38 protein-coding genes are annotated in these 22,827 nt (G+C 47.0%); 33 read left to right on the top strand and 5 right to left on the bottom strand.

The annotated features are described in order from the left end of the window. Nucleotides 1-103 precede the first annotated feature (103 nt). The 32 genes from rpsL (at nucleotide 104) to rplQ (ending at nucleotide 18,464) form a co-directional block, all read left to right on the top strand. Entirely contained in the window at nucleotides 104-478 is a 375-nt protein-coding gene (gene rpsL, locus KU855_RS12355; protein WP_140930189.1) for a 30S ribosomal protein S12, read from the top strand. A gap of 78 nt (nucleotides 479-556) precedes the next feature. Next, nucleotides 557-1,027 (top strand): 30S ribosomal protein S7, encoded by a 471-nt coding sequence (gene rpsG, locus KU855_RS12350; RefSeq protein ID WP_218530586.1) that lies wholly within the window; start codon nucleotides 557-559, stop codon nucleotides 1,025-1,027. A gap of 77 nt (nucleotides 1,028-1,104) precedes the next feature. Next, nucleotides 1,105-3,201, top strand: a complete 2,097-nt coding sequence (gene fusA / locus KU855_RS12345; protein ID WP_218530585.1) for an elongation factor G — start codon at nucleotides 1,105-1,107, stop codon at nucleotides 3,199-3,201. Nucleotides 3,202-3,278: 77 nt separating this feature from the next. Further along, the gene (tuf, locus tag KU855_RS12340) at nucleotides 3,279-4,463 is read left to right on the top strand and encodes an elongation factor Tu (protein WP_218530584.1); all 1,185 of its coding nucleotides are present in this window, start codon (nucleotides 3,279-3,281) and stop codon (nucleotides 4,461-4,463) included. Nucleotides 4,464-4,848: 385 nt separating this feature from the next. Then, on the top strand, nucleotides 4,849-5,160 hold the full coding sequence (gene rpsJ, locus KU855_RS12335) for a 30S ribosomal protein S10 (protein ID WP_006083601.1): 312 nt from the start codon (nucleotides 4,849-4,851) through the stop codon (nucleotides 5,158-5,160). 27 nt (nucleotides 5,161-5,187) lie between these two features. Next, complete coding sequence (gene rplC, locus KU855_RS12330) at nucleotides 5,188-5,826, top strand: 50S ribosomal protein L3 (RefSeq protein ID WP_218530583.1); 639 nt, start codon at nucleotides 5,188-5,190, stop codon at nucleotides 5,824-5,826. 17 nt (nucleotides 5,827-5,843) lie between these two features. After that, nucleotides 5,844-6,449, top strand: a complete 606-nt coding sequence (rplD, locus tag KU855_RS12325) for a 50S ribosomal protein L4 (RefSeq protein ID WP_218530582.1) — start codon at nucleotides 5,844-5,846, stop codon at nucleotides 6,447-6,449. Further along, nucleotides 6,446-6,745 carry a 50S ribosomal protein L23 gene (rplW, locus tag KU855_RS12320; protein ID WP_140930194.1) on the top strand — a complete coding sequence of 100 codons (300 nt, stop codon included), beginning with the start codon at nucleotides 6,446-6,448 and terminating at the stop codon, nucleotides 6,743-6,745. The genes rplD and rplW overlap by 4 nt, the downstream gene beginning before the upstream one ends. 17 nt (nucleotides 6,746-6,762) lie before the next feature. Continuing rightward, nucleotides 6,763-7,587: a 50S ribosomal protein L2 gene (rplB, locus tag KU855_RS12315; RefSeq protein ID WP_218530581.1), complete on the top strand. Its 825-nt coding sequence runs from the start codon at nucleotides 6,763-6,765 to the stop codon at nucleotides 7,585-7,587. Nucleotides 7,588-7,601: 14 nt separating this feature from the next. Further along, on the top strand, nucleotides 7,602-7,880 hold the full coding sequence (gene rpsS, locus KU855_RS12310) for a 30S ribosomal protein S19 (protein WP_140930196.1): 279 nt from the start codon (nucleotides 7,602-7,604) through the stop codon (nucleotides 7,878-7,880). Between the two features lie 15 nt (nucleotides 7,881-7,895). Further along, nucleotides 7,896-8,228: a 50S ribosomal protein L22 gene (gene rplV / locus KU855_RS12305; protein WP_218530580.1), complete on the top strand. Its 333-nt coding sequence runs from the start codon at nucleotides 7,896-7,898 to the stop codon at nucleotides 8,226-8,228. A gap of 9 nt (nucleotides 8,229-8,237) precedes the next feature. Further along, nucleotides 8,238-8,927, top strand: a complete 690-nt coding sequence (gene rpsC / locus KU855_RS12300) for a 30S ribosomal protein S3 (protein WP_218530579.1) — start codon at nucleotides 8,238-8,240, stop codon at nucleotides 8,925-8,927. Between the two features lie 11 nt (nucleotides 8,928-8,938). Further along, nucleotides 8,939-9,349, top strand: coding sequence for a 50S ribosomal protein L16 (gene rplP / locus KU855_RS12295; RefSeq protein WP_039036042.1), 411 nt, complete (start codon nucleotides 8,939-8,941; stop codon nucleotides 9,347-9,349). Further along, complete coding sequence (rpmC, locus tag KU855_RS12290; protein WP_140930199.1) at nucleotides 9,349-9,540, top strand: 50S ribosomal protein L29; 192 nt, start codon at nucleotides 9,349-9,351, stop codon at nucleotides 9,538-9,540. Before rplP ends, rpmC begins: the two co-directional genes overlap by 1 nt. Beyond that, complete coding sequence (gene rpsQ / locus KU855_RS12285; RefSeq protein WP_140930200.1) at nucleotides 9,540-9,797, top strand: 30S ribosomal protein S17; 258 nt, start codon at nucleotides 9,540-9,542, stop codon at nucleotides 9,795-9,797. The genes rpmC and rpsQ overlap by 1 nt, the downstream gene beginning before the upstream one ends. Nucleotides 9,798-9,973: 176 nt before the next feature. After that, the gene (gene rplN, locus KU855_RS12280; protein ID WP_140930201.1) at nucleotides 9,974-10,342 is read left to right on the top strand and encodes a 50S ribosomal protein L14; all 369 of its coding nucleotides are present in this window, start codon (nucleotides 9,974-9,976) and stop codon (nucleotides 10,340-10,342) included. A gap of 11 nt (nucleotides 10,343-10,353) precedes the next feature. Then, nucleotides 10,354-10,668: a 50S ribosomal protein L24 gene (rplX, locus tag KU855_RS12275; RefSeq protein WP_218530578.1), complete on the top strand. Its 315-nt coding sequence runs from the start codon at nucleotides 10,354-10,356 to the stop codon at nucleotides 10,666-10,668. Nucleotides 10,669-10,680: 12 nt separating this feature from the next. Next, entirely contained in the window at nucleotides 10,681-11,220 is a 540-nt protein-coding gene (gene rplE / locus KU855_RS12270) for a 50S ribosomal protein L5 (RefSeq protein WP_140930203.1), read from the top strand. Nucleotides 11,221-11,230: 10 nt separating this feature from the next. Further along, nucleotides 11,231-11,536 carry a 30S ribosomal protein S14 gene (rpsN, locus tag KU855_RS12265; protein WP_218530577.1) on the top strand — a complete coding sequence of 102 codons (306 nt, stop codon included), beginning with the start codon at nucleotides 11,231-11,233 and terminating at the stop codon, nucleotides 11,534-11,536. Between the two features lie 23 nt (nucleotides 11,537-11,559). After that, nucleotides 11,560-11,952: a 30S ribosomal protein S8 gene (gene rpsH, locus KU855_RS12260; RefSeq protein WP_218530576.1), complete on the top strand. Its 393-nt coding sequence runs from the start codon at nucleotides 11,560-11,562 to the stop codon at nucleotides 11,950-11,952. A 10-nt stretch (nucleotides 11,953-11,962) separates the two neighbouring features. After that, a complete protein-coding gene (rplF, locus tag KU855_RS12255) occupies nucleotides 11,963-12,496 on the top strand; it encodes a 50S ribosomal protein L6 (protein WP_218530575.1) in 534 nt (177 codons plus the stop codon). Between the two features lie 10 nt (nucleotides 12,497-12,506). Then, nucleotides 12,507-12,857 (top strand): 50S ribosomal protein L18, encoded by a 351-nt coding sequence (gene rplR / locus KU855_RS12250; protein ID WP_218530574.1) that lies wholly within the window; start codon nucleotides 12,507-12,509, stop codon nucleotides 12,855-12,857. 12 nt (nucleotides 12,858-12,869) lie between these two features. Next, entirely contained in the window at nucleotides 12,870-13,373 is a 504-nt protein-coding gene (gene rpsE, locus KU855_RS12245; protein WP_218530573.1) for a 30S ribosomal protein S5, read from the top strand. Nucleotides 13,374-13,379: 6 nt separating this feature from the next. Continuing rightward, entirely contained in the window at nucleotides 13,380-13,562 is a 183-nt protein-coding gene (gene rpmD / locus KU855_RS12240) for a 50S ribosomal protein L30 (protein ID WP_140930209.1), read from the top strand. Between the two features lie 3 nt (nucleotides 13,563-13,565). Next, the gene (gene rplO / locus KU855_RS12235; protein ID WP_218530572.1) at nucleotides 13,566-14,000 is read left to right on the top strand and encodes a 50S ribosomal protein L15; all 435 of its coding nucleotides are present in this window, start codon (nucleotides 13,566-13,568) and stop codon (nucleotides 13,998-14,000) included. A 7-nt stretch (nucleotides 14,001-14,007) separates the two neighbouring features. Further along, nucleotides 14,008-15,348, top strand: a complete 1,341-nt coding sequence (gene secY / locus KU855_RS12230; RefSeq protein WP_218530571.1) for a preprotein translocase subunit SecY — start codon at nucleotides 14,008-14,010, stop codon at nucleotides 15,346-15,348. Nucleotides 15,349-15,369: 21 nt separating this feature from the next. Continuing rightward, complete coding sequence (gene rpmJ, locus KU855_RS12225) at nucleotides 15,370-15,483, top strand: 50S ribosomal protein L36 (protein WP_011758355.1); 114 nt, start codon at nucleotides 15,370-15,372, stop codon at nucleotides 15,481-15,483. Nucleotides 15,484-15,598: 115 nt separating this feature from the next. Continuing rightward, nucleotides 15,599-15,955, top strand: coding sequence for a 30S ribosomal protein S13 (gene rpsM, locus KU855_RS12220; RefSeq protein ID WP_218530570.1), 357 nt, complete (start codon nucleotides 15,599-15,601; stop codon nucleotides 15,953-15,955). 14 nt (nucleotides 15,956-15,969) lie between these two features. Then, on the top strand, nucleotides 15,970-16,362 hold the full coding sequence (gene rpsK / locus KU855_RS12215) for a 30S ribosomal protein S11 (RefSeq protein WP_218530569.1): 393 nt from the start codon (nucleotides 15,970-15,972) through the stop codon (nucleotides 16,360-16,362). A 31-nt stretch (nucleotides 16,363-16,393) separates the two neighbouring features. Next, entirely contained in the window at nucleotides 16,394-17,014 is a 621-nt protein-coding gene (gene rpsD / locus KU855_RS12210; RefSeq protein WP_218530568.1) for a 30S ribosomal protein S4, read from the top strand. A 24-nt stretch (nucleotides 17,015-17,038) separates the two neighbouring features. Continuing rightward, nucleotides 17,039-18,028, top strand: a complete 990-nt coding sequence (rpoA, locus tag KU855_RS12205; protein ID WP_218530567.1) for a DNA-directed RNA polymerase subunit alpha — start codon at nucleotides 17,039-17,041, stop codon at nucleotides 18,026-18,028. A gap of 40 nt (nucleotides 18,029-18,068) precedes the next feature. Further along, nucleotides 18,069-18,464 (top strand): 50S ribosomal protein L17, encoded by a 396-nt coding sequence (gene rplQ, locus KU855_RS12200; RefSeq protein WP_218530566.1) that lies wholly within the window; start codon nucleotides 18,069-18,071, stop codon nucleotides 18,462-18,464. 811 nt (nucleotides 18,465-19,275) lie between these two features. Here rplQ and ccmE read toward each other — a convergent pair. Genes ccmE through ccmA form a run of 5 tightly spaced genes read right to left on the bottom strand, consistent with a single transcriptional unit; the run spans nucleotide 19,276 to nucleotide 22,057 of the window. After that, nucleotides 19,276-19,764, bottom strand: coding sequence for a cytochrome c maturation protein CcmE (ccmE, locus tag KU855_RS12195; protein ID WP_218530565.1), 489 nt, complete (start codon nucleotides 19,762-19,764; stop codon nucleotides 19,276-19,278). Beyond that, a complete protein-coding gene (gene ccmD / locus KU855_RS12190; protein ID WP_218530564.1) occupies nucleotides 19,761-19,961 on the bottom strand; it encodes a heme exporter protein CcmD in 201 nt (66 codons plus the stop codon). The genes ccmE and ccmD overlap by 4 nt, the downstream gene beginning before the upstream one ends. Then, the gene (locus KU855_RS12185; protein WP_218530563.1) at nucleotides 19,961-20,707 is read right to left on the bottom strand and encodes a heme ABC transporter permease; all 747 of its coding nucleotides are present in this window, start codon (nucleotides 20,705-20,707) and stop codon (nucleotides 19,961-19,963) included. Before KU855_RS12185 ends, ccmD begins: the two co-directional genes overlap by 1 nt. Next, the gene (ccmB, locus tag KU855_RS12180; RefSeq protein ID WP_218530562.1) at nucleotides 20,708-21,397 is read right to left on the bottom strand and encodes a heme exporter protein CcmB; all 690 of its coding nucleotides are present in this window, start codon (nucleotides 21,395-21,397) and stop codon (nucleotides 20,708-20,710) included. 12 nt (nucleotides 21,398-21,409) lie between these two features. Beyond that, nucleotides 21,410-22,057 (bottom strand): cytochrome c biogenesis heme-transporting ATPase CcmA, encoded by a 648-nt coding sequence (gene ccmA / locus KU855_RS12175; RefSeq protein ID WP_218530561.1) that lies wholly within the window; start codon nucleotides 22,055-22,057, stop codon nucleotides 21,410-21,412. Nucleotides 22,058-22,373: 316 nt separating this feature from the next. Here ccmA and KU855_RS12170 point away from each other — a divergent pair, with 316 nt between their 5' ends. After that, nucleotides 22,374-22,667, top strand: coding sequence for a cytochrome c5 family protein (locus KU855_RS12170; protein WP_218530560.1), 294 nt, complete (start codon nucleotides 22,374-22,376; stop codon nucleotides 22,665-22,667). The last annotated feature ends 160 nt before the right edge of the window (nucleotides 22,668-22,827 follow it).

Genomic DNA, 22,827 nt, shown 5'->3' with positions numbered 1-22,827 from the left:
ACAGGCTGGCTTTAGCTTTCTAAAATTCCGCCTCCCACACTTGTGGGAATAGATTTTTTACACCCTTACAACTTCAGTTATTATCAACTGATTGGAGCTTTAAATGGCAACAGTTAACCAGTTGGTACGTAAGCCACGTCGTGCATTGGTAGAAAAAACCAATGTTCCAGCGTTGGCCGCGTGCCCACAAAAGCGTGGTGTTTGTACTCGTGTGTACACTACCACCCCTAAGAAACCAAACTCTGCTCTGCGTAAAGTAGCGCGTGTGCGTTTGACCAACGGTTTTGAAGTGACTTCATACATCGGCGGTGAAGGCCACAACCTGCAAGAGCACAGTGTGATCCTGATCCGTGGTGGTCGTGTTAAAGACTTACCAGGTGTGCGTTATCACACTATTCGTGGCGCATTAGACTGTGCTGGCGTGACTACTCGTCGCCAAGCTCGTTCTAAGTACGGTGCTAAGCGTCCTAAGTCTTAACGTATCCGTTAAGTAAGGCCAAGCTAGATTAATTGAGATTCCAGTTTTGGAAATCCCTGAAGCATACGGAGAATTGTTATGCCAAGACGTCGCGTTGTAGGACAACGTAAAATCCTACCTGATCCAAAGTTCCACAGTGAGTTGCTGGCTAAGTTCATCAACGTCATTATGCAGGACGGCAAAAAGTCGACTGCTGAAAAAATTATCTACAAAGCTCTAGATGTTGTTTCTGCCAAAAAAGGCGAAGATCATCTGGTAATTCTTGAAGCAGCTTTAGATAACGTACGCCCATCTGTCGAAGTTAAATCTCGTCGCGTTGGTGGTTCTACTTATCAAGTTCCTTGTGAAGTTCGCCCAGTTCGTCGCAATGCGTTAGCAATGCGTTGGTTGGTTGAAGCTGCTCGTAAGCGTGGTGAAAAATCTATGGCTCTGCGCCTGGCTGGTGAAATGCTAGACGCATCCGACAACAAAGGCACTGCCGTTAAGAAGCGCGAAGACGTGCATCGTATGGCAGAAGCAAACAAAGCGTTTGCTCATTACCGCTGGTAATTGCTTTATATGGGGGTGGGCGCAAGCCCACGCCTTTATCGGTTTTTCCAGGGAACCCTGGGTAAGAGGAAATAATCGTGGCTCGTACAACTCCAATTGAGCGTTACCGCAATATCGGTATCTGTGCTCATGTTGACGCTGGTAAAACCACTACCACAGAACGTGTGCTGTTTTATACCGGATTGTCTCATAAGATCGGTGAAGTTCACGATGGTGCAGCAACAACTGACTGGATGGTGCAAGAGCAAGAGCGAGGCATTACGATTACCTCTGCTGCCGTGACCACCTTTTGGCGCGGTATGGATGCACAGTTTACTGAACATCGAATCAATATCATCGATACCCCCGGCCACGTTGACTTTACCATTGAAGTTGAACGTTCTTTGCGCGTCCTAGATGGCGCTGTCGTGGTATTTTGTGGTTCTTCAGGTGTAGAACCTCAATCAGAAACCGTATGGCGTCAAGCTGATAAATACGGCGTTCCTCGCATGGTGTTCGTTAATAAGATGGACCGTGCTGGTGCTGATTTCGATCGTGTGATCTCACAAATACGTACCCGATTAGGTGCGACTTGTGTTCCGATCCAGATGAACATCGGTGCTGAAGAAAATTTTAAAGGGGTGATCGACCTCATTAAGATGAAAGCCATTAACTGGAATGAAGCAGACCAGGGCATGACTTTTACTTATGAGCCTATCCCAGCAGACTTGGCTGATAAAGCAGCCGAGATGCGTGAGTACTTGGTTGAAGCAGCCGCTGAAGCGAATGATGATCTGATGAACAAATACCTTGATGAAGGTGATTTGACTGAAGAAGAAATCAAGCTTGCCCTGCGCCAACGTACCATCAATAATGAAATCGTGTTAGCGACCTGCGGGAGTGCATTTAAAAATAAAGGCGTTCAGGCAGTACTTGATGCTGTGATTGAATACTTACCAGCACCAATCGATGTACCTGCCATTAAAGGCATTGATGACGATGAGCAAGAAGTCTCACGTCCTGCGGACGATAACGCTCCCTTTGCCGCATTAGCATTTAAAATCGCGACGGATCCTTTCGTAGGAACCTTAACGTTTATTCGTGTATATTCAGGCGTACTTGAATCTGGCTCTGCCGCGTATAACTCTGTGAAGATGAAGCGTGAGCGGATCGGTCGAATAGTGCAAATGCACGCCAATGACCGTAAAGAATTAAAAGAAGTGCGTGCCGGTGATATTGCCGCGGCCATTGGTCTGAAAGATGTGACCACCGGCGACACCTTGTGTGACCCTGATCACAAAGTCATTCTTGAGCGAATGGAATTCCCTGAGCCAGTGATTACTATTGCGGTTGAGCCAAGATCGCAAGCTGACCAAGAGAAAATGGCCATCGCACTACAAAAGTTAGCTGCAGAAGACCCATCATTTAAAGTTGAAACTGATGAAGAATCAGGACAGACACTGATCTCTGGTATGGGTGAGCTACACTTGGATATCATTGTGGACCGTATGCGCCGTGAGTTCAGCGTCGAATGTAACGTTGGTAAACCGCAAGTGGCGTATCGTGAAACTATCCGTACAGCCGTTGAGGTTGAAGGTAAGTTTGTTCGCCAGTCTGGCGGTCGCGGTCAATTTGGTCACGTATGGTTAAAACTGGAGCCGCAAGAAGAAGGCTTTGGTTACGAATTCGTCAACGCTGTCGTTGGTGGTGTTATTCCACGCGAATACATCCCAGCCGTTGACAAAGGTATCCAAGAGCAGACGAAGAATGGCGTACTCGCCGGCTTCCCTGTTTTGGACGTGAAAGTCACCCTGTTCGATGGTTCATATCATGATGTGGACTCGAATGAGATGGCTTTCAAGGTTGCAGGTTCTATGGGCTTCAAGAAGGGTGCGCTTCAAGCCAACCCTGTGTTGCTCGAGCCGTGCATGAAAGTAGAGGTTACTACCCCTGAAGATTACATGGGAGACGTGGTCGGTGATCTGAACCGTCGCCGTGGTATGATCGAAGGGATGGACGACGGCATCGGTGGTGTCAAACTCGTTCATGCTGTAGTACCTTTAGCTGAAATGTTTGGTTATGCGACTGATTTGCGCTCTGCAACTCAGGGTCGTGCTTCATACTCTATGGAGTTTTTGAAGTACGCTGAAGCACCACAAAACATTGCTAAGGCAGTGATCGAGTCCCGCAATTAATTTTGGTTGGGGCAGGCCTGCAAGTTTGACTGATGTCGCCCAATTGTTGGGCATTTCTGAAAAGAAAGGAATTTATCGTGGCTAAAGCTAAATTTGAACGTAACAAACCCCACGTTAACGTGGGCACCATTGGTCACGTTGACCATGGTAAAACCACTCTGACTGCGGCGATCTCTCACGTACTGTCTAAGACTTACGGTGGTGAAGCTCGTGACTTCGCACAGATCGATAACGCTCCAGAAGAGCGTGAGCGCGGTATTACCATTAATACCTCTCACATCGAATACGATACTCCAAGTCGCCACTACGCACACGTAGACTGTCCAGGCCACGCCGATTATGTTAAAAACATGATCACTGGTGCTGCTCAGATGGACGGCGCGATCCTGGTAGTAGCTTCTACTGACGGCCCAATGCCACAGACTCGTGAGCACATCCTGCTTTCTCGTCAGGTAGGTGTACCTTTCATCATCGTGTTCATGAACAAGTGTGACATGGTAGATGACGAAGAGCTGCTGGAACTGGTAGAGATGGAAGTTCGTGAACTGCTGTCTGAATACGATTTCCCAGGTGATGACTTACCAGTAATTCAGGGTTCAGCTCTGAAAGCACTGGAAGGCGAGCCAGAGTGGGAAGCGAAGATCATTGAACTGGCAGAAGCGCTGGATACTTATATTCCAGAGCCAGAGCGTGACATCGATAAGCCATTCCTGCTGCCAATCGAAGACGTATTCTCAATCTCAGGCCGTGGTACAGTAGTAACTGGTCGTGTAGAGCGTGGTATCGTTAAAGTTGGTGACGAAGTAGAAATCGTTGGTGTTCGTGACACCACCAAGACTACTTGTACTGGCGTAGAAATGTTCCGTAAGCTGCTTGACGAAGGTCGTGCAGGTGAGAACTGTGGTGTTCTGTTACGTGGTACTAAGCGTGATGACGTAGAACGTGGTCAAGTACTGGCCAAGCCAGGCTCAATCAACCCACACACTACTTTCGAATCAGAAGTATACGTACTGTCTAAAGATGAAGGTGGACGTCACACTCCATTCTTCAAAGGCTACCGTCCACAGTTCTACTTCCGTACAACTGACGTAACCGGTACCATCGAACTGCCAGAAGGCGTAGAAATGGTAATGCCAGGCGACAACATCAAGATGGTTGTTACCCTGATTTGCCCAATCGCGATGGACGAAGGTTTACGCTTCGCTATTCGTGAAGGTGGCCGTACCGTAGGTGCTGGTGTTGTAGCTAAAATCATCGCTTAATTGCGAGGTTAGCTAGACGCTAAAGAAAAGGAGGCTTAGGCCTCCTTTTTTATTGGCTGCTCATTTGCATTGTATGAAAATCCGCCCTCGGCCAGTTATTCATGAAACAATTGCGCTCCTGATAAAAAGCCCGTATAATCCGCGCACTTTAATAAACAGCCGTCGTGCTGATTATTCGCACAATAGAGTTGCTATTTAAATGTAGCCATGTATAATGTGCGCCTCACTTACTTAAAGTAAGCGAATATATTGATTGAGCAATTGTCTTAATCATAAACAGCGACTCCGATTGGGAGTCGAACGGTTAAATCATCTCGCTCTGCCTTTCATTATTGAGACGGCTAGAGGGTGATTTTTTATGTGTCCATTTTAGGAGCTCTGGTCAATGCAGAACCAAAGAATCCGTATCCGCTTAAAAGGATTCGATCATCGTTTGATTGATCAGTCTACTGCGGAAATCGTTGAAACTGCTAAACGTACTGGCGCCCAGGTACGTGGTCCTATTCCACTGCCTACGCGTAAAGAGCGTTACACCATTTTGATCTCTCCGCACGTTAATAAAGATGCACGTGATCAGTACGAACTGCGTACTCACAAGCGTCTGGTTGACATCGTAGAGCCAACCGAGAAGACCGTTGACGCACTGATGCGTCTGGATCTTGCCGCTGGTGTAGATGTTCAGATTAGCTTGGGTTAATTGAGATCCAAAGAAGAGGTTTGAGAGATGGCTATCGGTCTTATTGGTCGTAAAGTGGGTATGACTCGCATCTTCACCGAAGATGGCGTTTCAATCCCGGTTACCGTAATTGAAGTTGCTGCCAACCGTGTTACCCAAGTGAAAACTTTGGAAACTGACGGTTACCGCGCACTGCAAGTTACAACAGGTGCCAAAAAAGCCAATCGCATCACTAAGCCAGAAGCTGGCCATTTTGCCAAGGCAGGCGTTGAAGCCGGTCGTGGTTTGTGGGAAGTGCGTCTGGCAGACGGTGAAGGCGAAGGCATTGAAGTTGGTGCTGAGCTGAACGTTGATATCTTCGCTGACGTAGCGAAAGTAGATGTTACCGGTCAATCTAAAGGTAAAGGTTTCCAGGGTGGCGTTAAGCGCTGGAACTTCCGTACTCAAGATATGACTCACGGTAACTCATTGGCGCACCGCGCGAACGGTTCTATCGGTCAGAACCAGACGCCAGGTCGCGTATTCAAAGGCAAGAAAATGTCAGGCCACATGGGTGCCGAGCAAGTAACTACTCAAAATCTGGACGTTGTACGTGTAGATGCTGAACGTAGCCTGCTGCTGGTGAGAGGTGCCGTTCCTGGCGCTACCAATGGCGACTTGATTATCAAGCCTGCTGTTAAAGCTTAAGGTCTGAGGAGATAGTAATGGAATTGGTATTGAAAGACGCTCAACGCGCTCTTGAAGTTTCCGAAACTACCTTCGGCCGTGACTTTAATGAAGCACTGGTTCATCAGGTAGTTGTAGCATACGCTGCAAACGCGCGTCAGGGCACTCGTGCTCAAAAGACTCGTGCGGAAGTAACTGGCTCAGGCAAAAAGCCTTGGCGCCAGAAAGGTACGGGCCGTGCTCGTGCTGGTAGTGTGAAAAGCCCAATTTGGCGTAGCGGTGGCGTAACTTTCGCTGCTAAAACCCAAGATCACAGCCAAAAAGTAAACAAGAAGATGTACCGCGGTGCTCTGATGAGCATTCTGTCTGAATTGGTACGTCAAGACCGTCTGATCGTAGTTGAAGAGTTCGCTGTTGAAGCGCCTAAGACTAAAGAGCTGAAAGCTAAGCTGGCAGCTATGGATCTGGAAGACGTGTTAATTGTTACTGCTGAAGTTGATGAGAACTTGTTCTTAGCTGCTCGCAACCTGTACAAGGTTGACGTTCGTGACGTAGCGGGCCTGGATCCTGTAAGTCTGATCGCTTTCAACAAAGTGCTTGTGACTGCTGATGCTGTGAAGCAAATCGAGGAGATGCTGGCATGATCCGCGAAGAACGTTTGCTGAAAGTTATTCTGGCTCCACATATCTCTGAAAAGAGCACTGTGAATGCCGAAAAAACTAACACTGTAGTTTTCCGTGTAGCAATCGATGCCACTAAGGCTGAGATCAAAGCTGCCGTAGCAAAGCTATTTGAAGTTGAAGTTGACTCAGTTCGCACTTTGGTTAACAAGGGTAAAACTAAGCGCACCGGTGGCCGTGTAGGTCGTCGTAGCGATTGGAAAAAAGCCTATGTTACCTTGGCTGCTGGTGCTGATATCGATTTCGTTGGCGCTGAGTAAGCAAAAGGAGAATTATCATGGCAATTGTTAAATGTAAGCCAACCTCTCCAGGTCGTCGCCACCTCGTTAAAGTGGTAAACACCGACCTGCATAAGGGTAAACCTTTTGCTGGCCTGCTGGCGAAAAAATCTAAGTCTGGTGGTCGTAACAACACCGGTCGTATCACTGTCCGTCATGTGGGCGGTGGTCATAAGCAACATTATCGTTTGATCGACTTCAAGCGTAACAAAGATGGTATTCAAGGCAAAGTAGAGCGTCTGGAATACGATCCGAACCGCACCGCGAACATCGCATTGGTTCTGTACGCTGACGGTGAGCGTCGCTATATCATTGCTGCTAAAGGCATGAAAGCTGGCGATCTGATCAAGTCTGGTGTTGATGCTGAAATTAAAGTAGGTAACGCACTGCCACTGCGTAATATCCCAGTGGGTTCTGTAGTTCACGCTGTTGAAATGAAGCCTGGTAAAGGCGCTCAGATCGCACGTTCTGCAGGTGCTTATGTACAAGTTGTAGCTCGTGATGGTGCCTATGCAACTCTGCGTCTTCGCTCTGGCGAAATGCGTAAAGTTCCAGTAGATTGCCGCGCGACTTTAGGTGAAGTTGGTAACGCCGAACACATGCTGCGCCAGTTAGGTAAAGCAGGTGCTAAGCGCTGGAGAGGCGTTCGCCCAACAGTGCGTGGTGTTGCAATGAACCCAGTAGATCACCCACACGGTGGTGGTGAAGGTCGTACTTCTGGTGGTCGTCACCCAGTGACTCCATGGGGCGTTCCAACTAAGGGTTATAAGACTCGTAGCAACAAACGCACTGACAAGTACATTGTACGTCGTCGTAATAAGTAATAAGAGGATTCGCCATGCCACGTTCTCTCAAGAAAGGTCCTTTCATTGACCTGCACTTGCTGAAGAAGGTAGAGAAAGCGATGGAAGCCGGTGACAAAAAGCCAATTAAAACTTGGTCTCGCCGCTCAATGATCATCCCAACTATGATTGGTTTGACCATCGCTGTCCATAATGGTCGTCAGCACGTACCTGTTTTCGTAACTGACGAAATGATCGGCCATAAACTTGGTGAATTCTCACCAACTCGCACTTATCGCGGCCATGCTGCAGATAAGAAAGCGAAGAAGCGTTAATACGGGAGGAATAAGATGGAAGTTTTAGCTAAACATCGTTTTGCCCGTACTTCAGCGCAAAAAGCTCGCTTAGTTGCTGATCAGATCCGTGGTTTGCCTGTTTCAAAGGCCCTCGAGATCCTGACTTTCAGCCCTAAGAAAGCGGCCGTACTGGTAAAGAAAGTAGTTGACTCAGCTATTGCAAACGCAGAGCACAACGAAGGTGCAGACATCGATGAACTGAAAGTTGCCAAAGTCTTTGTTGACGAAGGTCCAACTATGAAGCGCATCATGCCTCGTGCTAAAGGTCGTGCTGATCGTATCATGAAGCGTACCAGCCACATCACTGTGGTTGTATCAGATCGCTAGGAGAGAGCAATGGGACAGAAAGTACATCCTAATGGTATCCGTCTGGGTATCACCAAGCCTTGGATCTCTACCTGGTACGCGGATAAATCAGACTATGCAAATAATCTGAGCAGCGACTGGGAAGTGCGTAAGTTTCTGGAAAAGAAACTTAAAGCCGCATCAGTATCTAAGATTGTTATCGAACGCCCAGCGAAAAGCATCCGCGTTACTATCCACACTGCCCGTCCAGGCGTAGTGATTGGTAAGAAAGGCGAAGATGTTGAAGTATTGCGTGCCGAAGTTGCAAAACTGACCGGTACCCCTGCTCAGATTAACATCGCTGAGATCCGTAAGCCTGAAATGGACGCAAAACTGGTAGCTGACTCTATTGCTCAGCAGCTGGAGCGTCGCGTAATGTTCCGTCGTGCTATGAAGCGCGCAGTACAAAACGCCATGCGTATCGGTGCCCAAGGTATCAAAGTAGAAGTTAGTGGCCGTTTAGGCGGCGCTGAGATTGCGCGTTCTGAGTGGTATCGTGAAGGTCGAGTACCTTTGCATACCCTGCGTGCTGACATCGACTATTCTACTGCTGAAAGTCACACTCAATACGGTGTGATCGGCATTAAAGTTTGGATCTTCAAAGGTGAAGTTCTGGACGGTATGCTGCCTCAGATCGAAGAGCCGAAGCAGCAACCTAAGCGCAAGCCTCGTAACAAGTAGGAGAGCCGGCAATGCTGCAACCTAAACGTATGAAGTTTCGCAAGATGTTCAAAGGCCGCAACCGCGGTCTGGCGAACGGTACTGAAGTTAGCTTCGGTACTTTCGGTCTGAAAGCAGTCGGCCGTGGCCGCTTAACTGCTCGCCAGATCGAATCTGCGCGTCGTGCTATGACACGTCACATTAAGCGTCAGGGACAAATCTGGATTCGGGTTTTCCCAGACAAGCCTATTACCTCTAAGCCTCTTGAAGTGCGTATGGGTAAAGGTAAAGGTAACGTTGAATACTGGGTATGTCAGATTCAACCTGGTAAGGTACTCTACGAGATGAATGGCGTATCTGAAGAGCTGGCCCGCGAAGCATTCGCACTGGCCGCTGCCAAGTTGCCAATCAAGACTACCTTCGTAACTAAGACGGTGATGTAATGAAAGCGAGCGAACTAAGAGAAAAGGGCGTTGAAGAATTAAACGCTGAATTACTTGGTCTGCTGCGTGAGCAGTTTAACCTGCGCATGCAACACGCAACTGGTCAACTGGCTCAAACTCACCAGCTGAAAACAGTGCGTCGTAACATTGCGCGCGTTAAGACCATTATTACTTCTAAGGCAGGTGCATAATGTCTCAGGCTATCCGTACTTTGCAAGGTCGTGTGACCAGCAATAAGATGGACAAGTCCATCACTGTTGCCATTGAGCGTCAAGTTAAGCACCCAATCTATGGTAAGTACATCAAACGTACTACCAAGATTCATGCCCATGACGAGCAAAATCAGTGTCAAGAAGGCGATGTAGTCACTATTCGTGAATGTCGTCCTCTGTCTAAGACTAAGTCTTGGACTCTGGTTGAAGTAGTTTTTAGACCTAACGTAGCGTAAGGTCTTTCTAGCGAAACGGCCCCTTTTTTGGGGCCGTTTGTTTTTTAATACTATCCAAGCTCATTTTATGGTGTTATAATCGCGCTCCATTTTTGACCGAAATTCGGCAAAAGTGTGGTGAATAAATAACCCCGTATTTTCGGGATTTGTGTAGTAACGATAGCGGAGCACTTGAAATGATCCAAATGCAATCGACTCTGGATGTCGCATGTAACAGCGGCGCTCGCAGAGTTCAGTGTATTAAGGTCTTGGGTGGCTCTCATCGTCGTTATGCCGGTATCGGCGACATCATCAAGGTTTCTGTTAAAGAAGCTATTCCTCGCGCTAAAGCGAAGAAAGGTGATGTGTATAACGCGGTGGTAGTCCGTACTAAGAAAGGCGTACGTCGTCCAGACGGTTCTGTCATTCGCTTCGATCGGAATGCAGCAGTTTTGCTAAACGCAAACCTTGCACCGATTGGTACTCGTATCTTTGGCCCAGTGACACGTGAATTGCGTAATGAGCAGTTTATGAAAATCGTATCGCTGGCACCAGAAGTACTGTAAGGAGCTTCATAATGGCAGCTAAAATCCGTCGTCAAGACGAAGTAATTATACTGGCAGGTAAAGACAAGGGTAAACGTGCAAAAGTTTCTCAAGTTCTTCCTACTGGTAAAGTGATTGTTGAAGGTATCAATCTCGTTAAGAAACACACCAAGCCAAACCCACAACTGGGCGTAACTGGTGGTATCGTTGAGAAAGAAGCCCCGATTCAAGCATCAAATGTTGCGATCTTCAACCATGCCACAGGCAAGGCTGATCGTGTTGGTTTCCGATTTGAAGACGGCAAAAAAGTTCGTTTCTTTAAATCGAACGGTGAACTCGTTAAGTAACTGGAGTAAACGATGGCGAAACTGCATGATAAATATAAAGAGACTGTAATCGCTGAACTGGCTAAAAAGTTCGGTTATAGCAGTGTCATGCAAGTCCCTCGGATTGATAAAATCACCCTGAATATGGGTGTTGGCGAAGCTGTTGCAGACAAAAAAGTTATGGACGCTGCTGTCCGTGATATGACTGCTATCGCTGGCCAAAAACCAGTAGTGACTGTTGCTCGTAAGTCAGTTGCTGGTTTTAAAATCCGTGAAGGCTACCCGATTGGTTGTAAAGTAACCCTGCGCGGTGAGCGCATGTGGGAATTCTTAGAGCGTTTGGTTGACATCGCAATCCCACGTATTCGTGATTTCCGTGGTCTGAGTGCTAAGTCATTCGATGGCCGTGGTAACTACGCAATGGGTGTGCGTGAGCAAATCATCTTCCCAGAAATCGATTATGATAAAATCGATAAGATTCGCGGTATGGATATTGTTATCACTACCTCTGCGAAGACTGACGAAGAAGGTCGTGCTCTGTTAGACGCTTTTAACTTCCCATTCAAAAAGTAAGGGTAGCGTAATGGCAAAAACTTCAATGAAAGCACGTGAAGTCAAGCGTGCAAAGCTCGTGGCCAAGTACGCTGAAAAGCGCGCGGCACTTAAGCAAACTATCAACAGCCCAGAGACTTCTGAAGAAGCTCGCTGGGATGCGGTTCTTAAGCTGCAAGCTCTACCACGTGACTCCAGCGCAGCGCGTCAGCGCAATCGTTGTAGTCAAACTGGTCGCCCGCATGGCTTCCTGCGCAAATTCGGCTTAAGCCGTATTAAACTGCGTGAAGCAACTATGCGTGGTGAAGTTCCTGGTCTGCGTAAGGCCAGCTGGTAATACTTGTCACGGAGTAAGCTAATATGAGCATGCAAGATCCTATTGCGGATATGTTAACCCGTATCCGTAACGGCCAAGCTGCTAACAAAGTATCTGTGAAGATGCCTTCTGCTAAGCTGAAAGTTGCTATCGCAAAGCTGCTTAAAGAAGAAGGTTATATCACTGAATACGCAGTTGCAGGTGAAGCCAAACCTGAACTGGAAATCACTCTTAAGTATTTCCAGGGTCAGCCAGTCGTTGAGACTATCCAGCGTGTAAGCCGTCCTGGTCTTCGTATTTACAAAGGTAAAGACGAGTTACCAAAAGTGATGGGCGGACTGGGTGTCGCAATCGTGTCCACTTCTAAAGGCCTGATGACTGATCGTGCCGCCCGCCTTGAAGGCATGGGTGGTGAGGTTATCTGCTACGTAGCTTAAGGAGCTAGGAATGTCTCGTGTAGCAAAAGCACCAGTCACTATCCCAGCTGGCGTAGAGGTGACTGTAAACGGTCAGGAAGTTACCATCAAAGGTGGTAAAGGTTCTCTGACTCGAGTATTCAACAGCGCGGTTGCTGTTGTTGTTGAAGAAGGCGTTGTTAAAGCTCAACCTGTTGAAGGCGTTGTTAACGCTTGGGCACAGGCGGGTACTGCACGCGCTCTTTTGAACAACATGGTAATCGGTGTTTCTCAAGGTTTTGAGAAGAAGTTGAAGTTAGTAGGTGTTGGTTACCGTGCGAAAATCACTGGTAGTGACATTGACCTGACTTTAGGTTTTTCACACCCTTTAGTTCACAAGCTGCCCGCTGGCGTAACAGCAGAATGTCCATCACAAACTGACATCATCCTTCGCGGTGTTGACAAGCAAGTGGTTGGCCAAGTTGCTGCTGAGATTCGTGGTTATCGTCCACCAGAGCCTTACAAAGGCAAAGGTGTCCGTTATGACGACGAAAACGTTCGCCGTAAAGAGGCTAAGAAGAAGTAGGTAACGCGATATGGATAAGAAAACATCTCGCTTACGCCGCGCACTACGCGCACGTAAGAAGATCCAAGAGCTGGGCGCGACACGTCTGGTTGTACATCGTACACCACGTCACATCTATGCTCAGGTGATCAATGCTGAAGCCCAAGTAATTGCAGTTGCTTCTACCGCTGAAAAAGCTGTAAAAGACGCACTGAAATATACCGGCAACGTAGACGCAGCTAAAGCAGTGGGTAAAGCTATTGCTGAACGCGCGATCGAAAAAGGCGTGACTGTTGTTGCCTTCGATCGTTCTGGTTTCAAGTATCACGGTCGTGTAGCTGCGCTGGCAGATGCTGCTCGTGAAGCTGGCCTCCAGTTCTAAGGGGTTATAACAATGGCTAAATTAGAAGCTCAGCAAAAAGACGATCTGCAAGAAAAATTGATTGCAGTTAATCGTGTTTCTAAAGTAGTTAAGGGTGGCCGTATCTTTAGCTTCACCGCACTGACCGTAGTGGGTGATGGCAATGGTAAGGTTGGCTTTGGCTATGGTAAAGCGCGTGAAGTTCCAGCTGCTATTCAAAAAGCAATGGAAAAAGCACGTCGTAACATGGTAAACGTTGAACTGAACAAAGGTACCCTTCACCACCCAGTGAAAGGTCGCCACTCTGGTTCACGTGTATACATGCAACCGGCGTCAGAAGGTACCGGTATTATTGCCGGTGGCGCGATGCGTGCCGTATTGGAAGTAGCAGGCGTTCATAACGTACTGTCGAAAGCATACGGTTCTACTAACCCGATCAACATCGTTCGCGCGACTGTAGATGCTCTGGTGCACATGAAGTCACCTGCGCAAATCGCAGCTAAGCGTGGCCTGAATGTTGATGAAATTCGGGGGTAATGCACCATGGCTACTAAAACTGTAAAAGTCACTCAGACTAAAAGTGCTATCGGCCGTTTGCCTAAGCACAGAGCGACCCTGACTGGTTTAGGTCTGCGTCGTATTGGTCACACTGTTGAACTGCAAGATACTCCTGCTGTTCGCGGTATGATCAACAAGGTCTACTACATGGTTAAGGTGGAGGATTAATAGATGCGTTTAAATACTCTATCTCCAGCTGCAGGCTCTAAGTCTGCACCTAAGCGTGTAGGTCGTGGTATTGGTTCAGGCTTGGGTAAGACTGCCGGTCGCGGTCACAAGGGTCAAAAATCTCGTTCTGGCGGCGGTGTACGTCCTGGTTTCGAGGGTGGTCAGATGCCACTGAAGATCCGTTTACCTAAGTTCGGCTTTACTTCACGTATCGCTTTGGTAACTGCTGAAGTTCGTTTACTCGAACTGGCAAAAGTTAACGGTGATGTTATCGACCTGAACGCATTAAAAGATGCGAACGTAATTACTCGCAACATCCAGTTTGCGAAAATCGTTCTTTCAGGTACCATTGAACGCCCAGTGACCGTAAAAGGTCTGAAGGTAACCAAAGGTGCTCGTGCAGCTATCGAAGCTGCCGGCGGTAAGATCGAGGAATAATACGTCGATGGCAAAACCAGGACTTGATTTAAAAAGCGCGAAGGGCGGATTTTCAGAACTGAAACGTCGCCTCCTGTTCGTGATTGGTGCGATTATCGTCTTTAGGGCGGGTTCATTTGTACCGATTCCTGGTATTGACGCTGCTGTGTTAGCCGAGCTGTTTACTCAGCAAAAAGGAACCATCCTGGGCATGTTTAACATGTTCTCGGGTGGTGCCCTTGAGCGTGCTTCCATCTTTGCATTAGGGATCATGCCGTATATTTCGGCATCGATCATTATGCAGTTATTGACTGTGGTACATCCTGCCCTTGCTGAATTGAAGAAAGAAGGCGAGACAGGACGTAAGAAAATCAGTCAATATACACGTTGGGGTACGCTTGTGCTGGGTACGTTCCAGTCGGTCGGTATTGCAACAGGATTGCCGAATCTATTCCCAGGCTTAGTAGTAAGCCCAGGTTTTGGATTCTATTTCACTGCTGTGGTGAGCTTAGTGACAGGAACCATGTTCCTGATGTGGTTAGGCGAACAGATTACCGAACGGGGCATAGGGAATGGTATTTCGATCCTGATTTTTGCAGGTATCGTAGCCGGACTGCCTTCAGCTATTGGCCAAACGGCCGAGCAGGCGCGTCAAGGCGACTTAAACGTACTGGTATTATTACTGATTGCAGTGATTATATTTGCCGTTACTTACTTCGTAGTGTTTGTAGAGCGCGGTCAACGACGTATCGTTGTTAACTACGCTAAGCGTCAGCAGGGCCGTAAGGTATTTGCAGCGCAATCTACTCACTTACCGTTGAAAGTGAATATGGCAGGTGTGATTCCGCCAATTTTTGCGTCCAGCATTATTCTGTTTCCTGGAACACTGGCTCAGTGGTTCGGTCAGAATCCGTCTATGTCATGGTTGAGTGATTTTTCACTGGCTGTGTCCCCTGGACAACCGCTGTACTCATTATTGTATGCGGCAGCAATTATCTTTTTCTGTTTCTTCTACACTGCGTTGGTGTTTAACCCACGCGAAACAGCAGATAACTTGAAAAAGAGCGGTGCGTTTATCCCCGGGATCCGTCCTGGCGAACAGACTTCGCGTTACATTGATAAAGTAATGACACGACTCACCTTAGCGGGTGCCTTGTATATTACCTTTATCTGTTTAATTCCGGAGTTCATGTTAATCGCGTGGAAAGTACAGTTCTATTTTGGCGGTACTTCCCTACTAATTATGGTAGTAGTGATCATGGACTTTATGGCTCAGGTTCAGACCCATATGATGTCTCATCAGTATGAGTCTGTGATGAAGAAAGCTAATCTAGTCAACAAAGCGAACTTAGATCGCTTTGGTCGATAAATTAGCTTACGGAGTGTTGAAATGAAAGTTCGTGCTTCCGTGAAGAAGATCTGCCGTAATTGCAAGATCATCAAGCGTAGTGGCGTTGTTCGCGTGATCTGTGTTGAACCAAAACACAAACAGCGTCAAGGCTAAAAACATTTAATCAGCCCTATTTGATAGGGCTGATTAAAAATTGATTGCAAAACTGTCATCTGTTGAGTATCCTTTCGGGCTTTTCACAGATGGCCTTTAACTTAAGGAGTGCATAGTGGCCCGTATAGCTGGCATTAACATTCCTGATCAAAAGCACACAGTCATTGCATTGACTGCGATTTTTGGTATTGGACGTACTAGCGCTAGAGCAATCTGCGCTGCTACTTCAATCGCTGAAGATGCTAAGATCAAGGAATTGAGCGAAGCTCAAATTGATACTCTACGCGAAGAAGTCGCCAAATACACCGTAGAAGGTGACTTGCGTCGTGAGATTTCCATGAACATCAAACGTCTTATGGACCTTGGTTGTTATCGTGGTCTCCGCCATCGTCGTAGCCTGCCTCTTCGTGGGCAACGTACTAAGACCAATGCGCGTACTCGCAAAGGTCCACGTAAACCAATCAAGAAGTAACGGGAAGGTAGACAATGGCTAAAGTTCCGTCACGTTCTCCGCGTAAGCGCGTACGTAAACAGGTTGCGGATGGTATGGCTCATATCCATGCATCTTTCAACAATACAATTGTTACTATCACTGATCGTCAGGGTAACGCTTTGTCATGGGCGACTGCAGGTGGTTCAGGTTTCCGTGGTTCACGTAAATCTACTCCGTTTGCTGCGCAGGTGGCTGCTGAGCGCGCAGGTGCTGCTGCTCAGGATTACGGTGTTAAAAACCTTGAAGTTTTCGTGAAGGGTCCAGGTCCAGGTCGTGAATCAGCCATTCGTGCGCTGAACGCTGTTGGTTATAAAATTACCAACATTACCGATGTGACGCCTATCCCTCATAACGGTTGTCGTCCTCCTAAAAAGCGTCGCGTGTAACGACGTCTAGCTAGGATATTGGAGAAAGATCATGGCAAGATACTTGGGTCCCAAGCTCAAGCTCAGCCGCCGGGAAGGTACTGACCTTTTCCTGAAAAGCGGTGTGAGAGCAATTGATTCGAAGTGTAAGCTTGAAGCTGCACCAGGCCAACATGGCGCTCGTAAGCCACGTTTGTCTGAGTACGGTACTCAGTTACGCGAGAAACAAAAAGTTCGTCGTATTTATGGTGTGCTGGAAAAGCAATTCCGTAACTACTATAAAGAAGCTGCACGTCTGAAAGGCAACACTGGTGAAAACCTGTTGCAACTTTTAGAAAGCCGTCTGGATAACGTAGTTTATCGTATGGGCTTTGGTGCTACACGTGCTGAAGCACGTCAGCTGGTTAGCCATAAATCTGTTATGGTAAACGGTCGTGTTGTTAACATTCCGTCATTCAAAGTGTCTGCGAATGATGTAGTAAGCATCCGTGAGAAGTCTCAGAAGCAAGCCCGTATTAAGGCTGCTTTGGAAGTTTCTACTCAACGTGAGAAGCCTACATGGGTTGAAGTAGATGCCGCTAAGATGGAAGGTGCTTTCAAGCGTATTCCAGAACGTAGCGATTTGTCTGCGGAAATTAACGAACAGCTGATCGTCGAGCTTTACTCTAAGTAAGGCTAACAAACAAGAGAGGACACAATGCAGGGTTCTGTTACAGAATTTCTTAAACCGCGTCTCGTTGATATCGAGCAGGTTAACCCAACGCGTGCCAAAGTGACTCTGGAGCCACTTGAACGTGGTTTCGGTCACACTTTAGGAAACGCGTTGCGTCGCATCCTTTTGTCGTCTATGCCCGGCTGCGCGGTTACCGAAGTCGAGATCGACGGCGTGCTGCATGAATATAGCAGCAAGGAAGGCGTACAAGAAGATATCCTTGAAATCTTGCTGAACCTGAAAGGGTTAGCAGTGACCATCGAGGGTAAAGACGAGGCTATGCTCACTTTGAGCAAGTCCGGCGCAGGCCCTGTTACTGCAGCAGATATCACCCACGACGGCGATGTCTCTATCGTGAACCCAGATCATGTTATCTGTCATCTGACCGGTAACAATGATATCAGCATGCGTATTCGTGTTGAACGTGGTCGCGGTTATGTACCGGCTTCTGCCCGTGCTCAAACCGAAGATGACGATCGTCCGATTGGTCGCCTGTTGGTAGACGCTTCTTTCTCACCTGTTGCTCGCATTGCTTATAATGTTGAAGCTGCTCGTGTGGAACAACGTACTGACCTGGACAAGCTGGTAATCGATATGACCACTAACGGTACTATTGATCCAGAAGAAGCTATCCGTCGCTCTGCCACCATCTTAGCTGAACAGCTGGATGCGTTTGTAGAACTGCGTGATGTTTCTGAACCAGAACAGAAAGAAGAGAAGCCAGAGTTTGATCCGATTTTGCTGCGTCCTGTCGACGATTTAGAGCTAACTGTACGTTCAGCCAACTGTTTGAAGGCTGAAGCGATTCATTACATCGGTGATCTGGTACAGCGTACTGAAGTTGAGTTGCTCAAAACTCCTAACCTGGGTAAGAAATCTCTTACCGAGATCAAGGATGTGTTGGCTTCTCGCGGACTGTCGTTAGGTATGCGTCTGGAAAACTGGCCTCCAGCTAGTTTAGCAGACGACCTATAAGTCCCAGGTTTGTACAGATTTAGGTTATAAGGATTAGGTCATGCGCCATCGTAAGAGTGGTCGTCAACTTAACCGCAACAGCAGCCATCGCCAAGCTATGTTCCGTAACATGGCTTCATCACTGGTTCGTCATGAGATCATCAAGACAACTTTAGTGAAAGCGAAAGAACTGCGTCGCGTAGTTGAGCCTCTGATAACACTTTCTAAAAGTGACAGCGTTGCAAATCGTCGTCTGGCATTTGCTCGTACCCGCGACTCTGAAGTTGTAGGTAAATTGTTCAATGAATTGGGTCCACGCTACCAGGAACGTCCTGGTGGTTACACCCGCATCCTGAAGTGCGGTCTGCGTGCCGGTGATAAAGCCCCAATGGCTTACATCGAGTTAGTAGGTCGTCCTGAAGCTGCTGAAGCTGTTGAAGTAGAAGCTGCTGAGTAATATCAGGTTGTATAAAAAAACCGGACCTTGTGTCCGGTTTTTTATTATTTAAAATGTGTTTATTCCCGCACGGCGTAGACTTTCAAGTTTATTGATTTCTATGATTTTTACCTCTCTCGCATCATCTGACCGCTACTTGTGCTTTACGCTTTGCATTATCATGGCCATCGAAAATACTCATCGTGGTAAGCCAGAGTAGAAGCCTCAGCTTCATATTGCTCAGCCTTTTCGTTAATCCTTGCGAGTCAATCATGTCATTGGTGGGAATTGTCAGCCCATGTATCTGAAGGTCTTACCCCAAATCTCGGCTTGAGCTAGCTATTAATGGTGTCTTGGTGATGGATTAAATCGCTGCCATTAGGAGCCATTTAGTTCATATGCAATGAATATACTAATAGAGTGCGATGACGACGAGATATGCTGGTTTGAGTTGAATACTGCTGTGTTGGCACATAATAACAATGTCATAGCCTTACACAGTGATTCCAAACAACGCTACGAAACATTGAGTGGTCATGGGCTTATTGGCGCAGTCAGCTAGCAAACATTAAGGATGAGGCTCATTGGGTTAGCGTAGACTCGCCTAGGTAGACGTAATCTTGAACTGTGCAGGCGAATGGCTAGGTCACAGTGTTTTTGCGCCATTGCCGTGGCCGCTAACAGTCCAATGCACCTGTGAATACAGACGAGCGCTTAATGGCGCTCAGGGCTCCTGTAACGCGCAAGCTGTTTATTTTCACGCCAAGACATCATCTGATAAAAAAAGGCCGCTAACCAGGGTTAGCGGCCTTATAAGTGCAATAAGACGTTATTATTGTTCTGATTTTACCTGAGTTTCACTATATTCAAGTTTGTCATGGGTTTTACCCATGGCTTCAGCAACTTCAGGCGGCATATAATTTTCGTCATGCTTGGCCAACACTTCTGATGCTTGCAGCTTGTAGTCGTCAGTGAGAACACCTTGCGCCACAATGCCTTGTCCTTCACGGAACAAGTCTGGCAGTAAGTCATCATAAGTGACGATAATTTCGCCGCCAGCAGCGTCGTGAACAGCAAATTCAACATGCAGACTTTTCGGATCGCGGACAAGAGAGCCGACAGTCACCATGCCACCAACCCTAATTCGTTGACCTGGCTCAGGTTTAACCCCTGTATCTTTTTTACCCTGAGTAATTTCGGTCGGGGTATAAAATAAATTCAAATTTGAATTCAGTGCATAAAGTAATAATGAGGCGATGGCAGCAACGCCAGCAATCAAGCCGACGGCCATGACTAGTCTTTTTTTACGTCTTGGATTCACTGTTTATTGCTCCGATTTTGTTTTAGTCGCTCTTCGCGAGCTATCTTTTTCGCGATGTCAGTTAATACCCGTTTTTTACGGCTAATGCTAACGAGAGTCAGGATTAAAAGTGAGCCAAAGGTCACTCCATAAGCAAGCCATACAAAGAAAGCGTAGCCACCCATGTTGATAAATTCGCCAAAGGAATTGAATTCCATTATTTAGCTCCTTGCTCAAGTGCTAGTTTACGTACCCACGGGCGCATACCATTTCGCGCTAGGATCTCAGCGCGGAAGCGTACTAAGGTGAGTGCGCCAATCATAAGCCCAAAACCTAAAATATTAATTAAAAGTGGATACAACATATCGGTTGGCATCGCTGACTTTTCTGTAATTTTAATGGTTGAAGGCTGATGTAATGAACTCCACCAATCAACTGAGTATTTGATGATAGGGATATTAATCACGCCGACGATGGCCAAAATTCCCGCCGCGCGCGCAGCTAATACTTTATCTTCGAACGATGCATATAATGCAATTACGCCCAAATACAAGAACAGCAATACTAATTCAGAGGTTAACCGTGCGTCCCATACCCACCAAGCGCCCCACATTGGTTTGCCCCAAGTTGCGCCAGTAAACAATGCTATAAAAGTAATCACCGCACCGATAGGGGCGATAGACGCCGCAGCCCAATCCGCGGCTTTAATTTGCCATACTAGACCGACGAATGACGCAATCGCCATGCCCATGTACGCTGCCATCGACATTGACGCCGCAGGAACATGAATAAAGATGATTCGATAGCTGTCACCTTGTTGGTAATCGGTTGGGGCAAATAACAGACCCCAAATGGTGCCTGTGGCAATCATGCCAAAGGCAAGGGCGCTGAACCATGGTAGTAACTTTCCGGCCAGTTGAAAGGCGCGTTCAGGATCCGCGTAAGGGTGTAACCATTTCCACATTTAGTTAGTACTCACTCTTAGAGAGGCGCCTATTGCAAAAGGAGCCAAAGTTAACGAACCGACCAACATCGCGCCAATAATAGCGAGTTGACCATCAAAAGGTAAATTCATGCTTGCGGCATCGATAGCGCTGGTTGCAAAAATCAATACTGGGATATACAGAGGCAAGATCAATAGACTGACCAGCACCCCCCCTTTACGTAATCCCACGGTGAGTGCCATACCGATGGCTCCCAATAAACTTAATACAGGGGTGCCCAGTGCTAAGGTAGCAATTAAGGCGACATAACTATTGTCATCGAGATGCAGTAATACTGCGAGTAGCGGTGCAATGACAATCAATGGCACGCCAGTGAGTAACCAGTGAGCAATCACTTTTGCCAGGATCATCAAGGGTAATGGTTGCGGGCTCAAAAGCATTTGTTCAAGACTGCCGTCGCTAAAATCGGTTTTGAATAAGCGCTCTAAAGACAGCATCGATGCTAATAATGCCGCCACCCAAATAACGCCGGGGGCTATGCGACTTAGCATCTGAGGCTCGGGGCCAACGCCTAGAGGGAATAATGTCACGACCATCACAAAGAACAGCAGCGGGTTAAAAATATCGCCACGATGGCGAACTGCAATCTTTAAATCTCGATTCAGTACGGTAAAAAAAGCTTGGGTGTAATTTAGGCTTCTGCTTTTCATCCACTCATGACCTTATAGAAAGCGATAATCTAGTTGAATTTTACGAAGGCGATCCTTGGCGATGATCCCCATGTCTTGGTGGGTGGTCATGATCACACACCCGCCTTGCTCAGCATGGGCTAAGAACAAGTTCTCAAGGTCTTCAACCCCTTTTTTATCGATGGCAGTAAACGGCTCATCTAGGATCCATATTTTACAGTTGGTATGCCAAAGACGCGCTAGCGCTGTACGACGATGCTGCCCTGCAGAAAGGTGTCCAGCTAATGCATCCTCGAAGCCAGTGAGGTTAACATTGCTAAGAATTTCAGCAGCTTTGGCTGTATCGTAGCCACTTAACCTTAAATTGGTGTTAAGGTTCTCTTCGGCGGTTAACTCACTTTTTACCCCAGCTAAATGGCCTAAATAGAGCAAGTCAGTATTAAATTCATCGCGGCAACGATTGATGTTTTGTTGCTGGTAGTGGACATTTCCGGCATAAGGGCGGGATAAACCGGCCAAGATCCGTAACAGGCTGGTTTTGCCAGCACCGTTTGGGCCTTCTATTTGTACTATGTCACCTGCAAGAATATCGAAACTCAAACCATCAAATAGAATACGTTCTTCCCTGATGCATGTGAGTTCACAAGCCGATAGTAATGGGGGGATAATTTTGTCCGTCACTGTACCCTCTATCTAATGCCTAAATGAAACACAAGTGATACTAACATAAACGCAAATAGGGAGTTACTGTGGTTATGCGCTATATTGCAGCAATTTGAAGTGCTTCCAAGAAACCAACTAAAGTGGGAACTTTTACTCGAGTTGCTAATATACTAAAACATTGAGAATAAAATTTGCTAATGTTGCAATTCTAGGGACAAGGATCACAAAAACGTGAGTTTTTTTGCTGAATGTAGTAACCTTTAAGAGTCAAAAGGAGTCTGCCCTAGTTTTAGGCAGCGATGAGCTTTGTATATTAGCATTAGGAAAAATAAGCATGAAAAAAATGTTAGCCATGACTGCATTCGCTGTAATGACTATGTCACCAAGCGTTTTTGCTCAGGATGGAGAGGCTGTCTATAACAAGGCATGTCAGGTATGTCATAGCATGGGCGTTGCTGGTGCACCCAAATCTCATGACGTTGCCGCTTGGGAACCTCGCTTAGCACAAGGGATGGATACGTTAATTGCGACAGTTAAAACTGGTAAAGGCGCTATGCCACCAGGTGGTATGTGTACCGACTGTACTGACGAAGACTACAAAAATGCTATCGAGTACATGTCTAAATAAGATATTTGCATATTCATAAAAAAAACCGGCGATTGCCTAATGCCGTTCACTTAGTGTGAACGGCATTTTTCTTAGACTTAATGGGATACTTGTTTTTACTCATTTTTAACGCACGTGGATAGGCCCTATCCCGTTTCCCATCAAGCTTGAACTGTCTCGC

This window comes from Shewanella sp. NIFS-20-20, assembly GCF_019209865.1.
In the GTDB taxonomy this organism is placed as follows: Bacteria; Pseudomonadota; Gammaproteobacteria; order Enterobacterales; family Shewanellaceae; genus Shewanella.
Note: the sequence above shows the minus strand (reverse complement) of the source record. Positions and strands in the feature narration are given on the sequence as shown.

Excerpts from the sequence above, each read along its gene's own strand:
- rpsL (WP_140930189.1), top strand. The coding sequence starts at position 104 with ATGGCAACAGTTAACCAGTTGGTACGTAAGCCACGTCGTGCATTGGTA.
- rpsG (WP_218530586.1), top strand. The coding sequence starts at position 557 with ATGCCAAGACGTCGCGTTGTAGGACAACGTAAAATCCTACCTGATCCA.
- rpsJ (WP_006083601.1), top strand. The coding sequence starts at position 4,849 with ATGCAGAACCAAAGAATCCGTATCCGCTTAAAAGGATTCGATCATCGT.
- rplC (WP_218530583.1), top strand. The coding sequence starts at position 5,188 with ATGGCTATCGGTCTTATTGGTCGTAAAGTGGGTATGACTCGCATCTTC.
- rplD (WP_218530582.1), top strand. The coding sequence starts at position 5,844 with ATGGAATTGGTATTGAAAGACGCTCAACGCGCTCTTGAAGTTTCCGAA.
- rplW (WP_140930194.1), top strand. The coding sequence starts at position 6,446 with ATGATCCGCGAAGAACGTTTGCTGAAAGTTATTCTGGCTCCACATATC.
- rplB (WP_218530581.1), top strand. The coding sequence starts at position 6,763 with ATGGCAATTGTTAAATGTAAGCCAACCTCTCCAGGTCGTCGCCACCTC.
- rpsS (WP_140930196.1), top strand. The coding sequence starts at position 7,602 with ATGCCACGTTCTCTCAAGAAAGGTCCTTTCATTGACCTGCACTTGCTG.
- rplV (WP_218530580.1), top strand. The coding sequence starts at position 7,896 with ATGGAAGTTTTAGCTAAACATCGTTTTGCCCGTACTTCAGCGCAAAAA.
- rpsC (WP_218530579.1), top strand. The coding sequence starts at position 8,238 with ATGGGACAGAAAGTACATCCTAATGGTATCCGTCTGGGTATCACCAAG.
- rplP (WP_039036042.1), top strand. The coding sequence starts at position 8,939 with ATGCTGCAACCTAAACGTATGAAGTTTCGCAAGATGTTCAAAGGCCGC.
- rpmC (WP_140930199.1), top strand. The coding sequence starts at position 9,349 with ATGAAAGCGAGCGAACTAAGAGAAAAGGGCGTTGAAGAATTAAACGCT.
- rpsQ (WP_140930200.1), top strand. The coding sequence starts at position 9,540 with ATGTCTCAGGCTATCCGTACTTTGCAAGGTCGTGTGACCAGCAATAAG.
- rplN (WP_140930201.1), top strand. The coding sequence starts at position 9,974 with ATGATCCAAATGCAATCGACTCTGGATGTCGCATGTAACAGCGGCGCT.
- rplX (WP_218530578.1), top strand. The coding sequence starts at position 10,354 with ATGGCAGCTAAAATCCGTCGTCAAGACGAAGTAATTATACTGGCAGGT.
- rplE (WP_140930203.1), top strand. The coding sequence starts at position 10,681 with ATGGCGAAACTGCATGATAAATATAAAGAGACTGTAATCGCTGAACTG.
- rpsN (WP_218530577.1), top strand. The coding sequence starts at position 11,231 with ATGGCAAAAACTTCAATGAAAGCACGTGAAGTCAAGCGTGCAAAGCTC.
- rpsH (WP_218530576.1), top strand. The coding sequence starts at position 11,560 with ATGAGCATGCAAGATCCTATTGCGGATATGTTAACCCGTATCCGTAAC.
- rplF (WP_218530575.1), top strand. The coding sequence starts at position 11,963 with ATGTCTCGTGTAGCAAAAGCACCAGTCACTATCCCAGCTGGCGTAGAG.
- rplR (WP_218530574.1), top strand. The coding sequence starts at position 12,507 with ATGGATAAGAAAACATCTCGCTTACGCCGCGCACTACGCGCACGTAAG.
- rpsE (WP_218530573.1), top strand. The coding sequence starts at position 12,870 with ATGGCTAAATTAGAAGCTCAGCAAAAAGACGATCTGCAAGAAAAATTG.
- rpmD (WP_140930209.1), top strand. The coding sequence starts at position 13,380 with ATGGCTACTAAAACTGTAAAAGTCACTCAGACTAAAAGTGCTATCGGC.
- rplO (WP_218530572.1), top strand. The coding sequence starts at position 13,566 with ATGCGTTTAAATACTCTATCTCCAGCTGCAGGCTCTAAGTCTGCACCT.
- secY (WP_218530571.1), top strand. The coding sequence starts at position 14,008 with ATGGCAAAACCAGGACTTGATTTAAAAAGCGCGAAGGGCGGATTTTCA.
- rpmJ (WP_011758355.1), top strand. The coding sequence starts at position 15,370 with ATGAAAGTTCGTGCTTCCGTGAAGAAGATCTGCCGTAATTGCAAGATC.
- rpsK (WP_218530569.1), top strand. The coding sequence starts at position 15,970 with ATGGCTAAAGTTCCGTCACGTTCTCCGCGTAAGCGCGTACGTAAACAG.
- rpsD (WP_218530568.1), top strand. The coding sequence starts at position 16,394 with ATGGCAAGATACTTGGGTCCCAAGCTCAAGCTCAGCCGCCGGGAAGGT.
- rpoA (WP_218530567.1), top strand. The coding sequence starts at position 17,039 with ATGCAGGGTTCTGTTACAGAATTTCTTAAACCGCGTCTCGTTGATATC.
- rplQ (WP_218530566.1), top strand. The coding sequence starts at position 18,069 with ATGCGCCATCGTAAGAGTGGTCGTCAACTTAACCGCAACAGCAGCCAT.
- ccmD (WP_218530564.1), bottom strand. The coding sequence starts at position 19,961 with ATGGAATTCAATTCCTTTGGCGAATTTATCAACATGGGTGGCTACGCT.
- KU855_RS12185 (WP_218530563.1), bottom strand. The coding sequence starts at position 20,707 with ATGTGGAAATGGTTACACCCTTACGCGGATCCTGAACGCGCCTTTCAA.
- ccmB (WP_218530562.1), bottom strand. The coding sequence starts at position 21,397 with ATGAAAAGCAGAAGCCTAAATTACACCCAAGCTTTTTTTACCGTACTG.
- KU855_RS12170 (WP_218530560.1), top strand. The coding sequence starts at position 22,374 with ATGAAAAAAATGTTAGCCATGACTGCATTCGCTGTAATGACTATGTCA.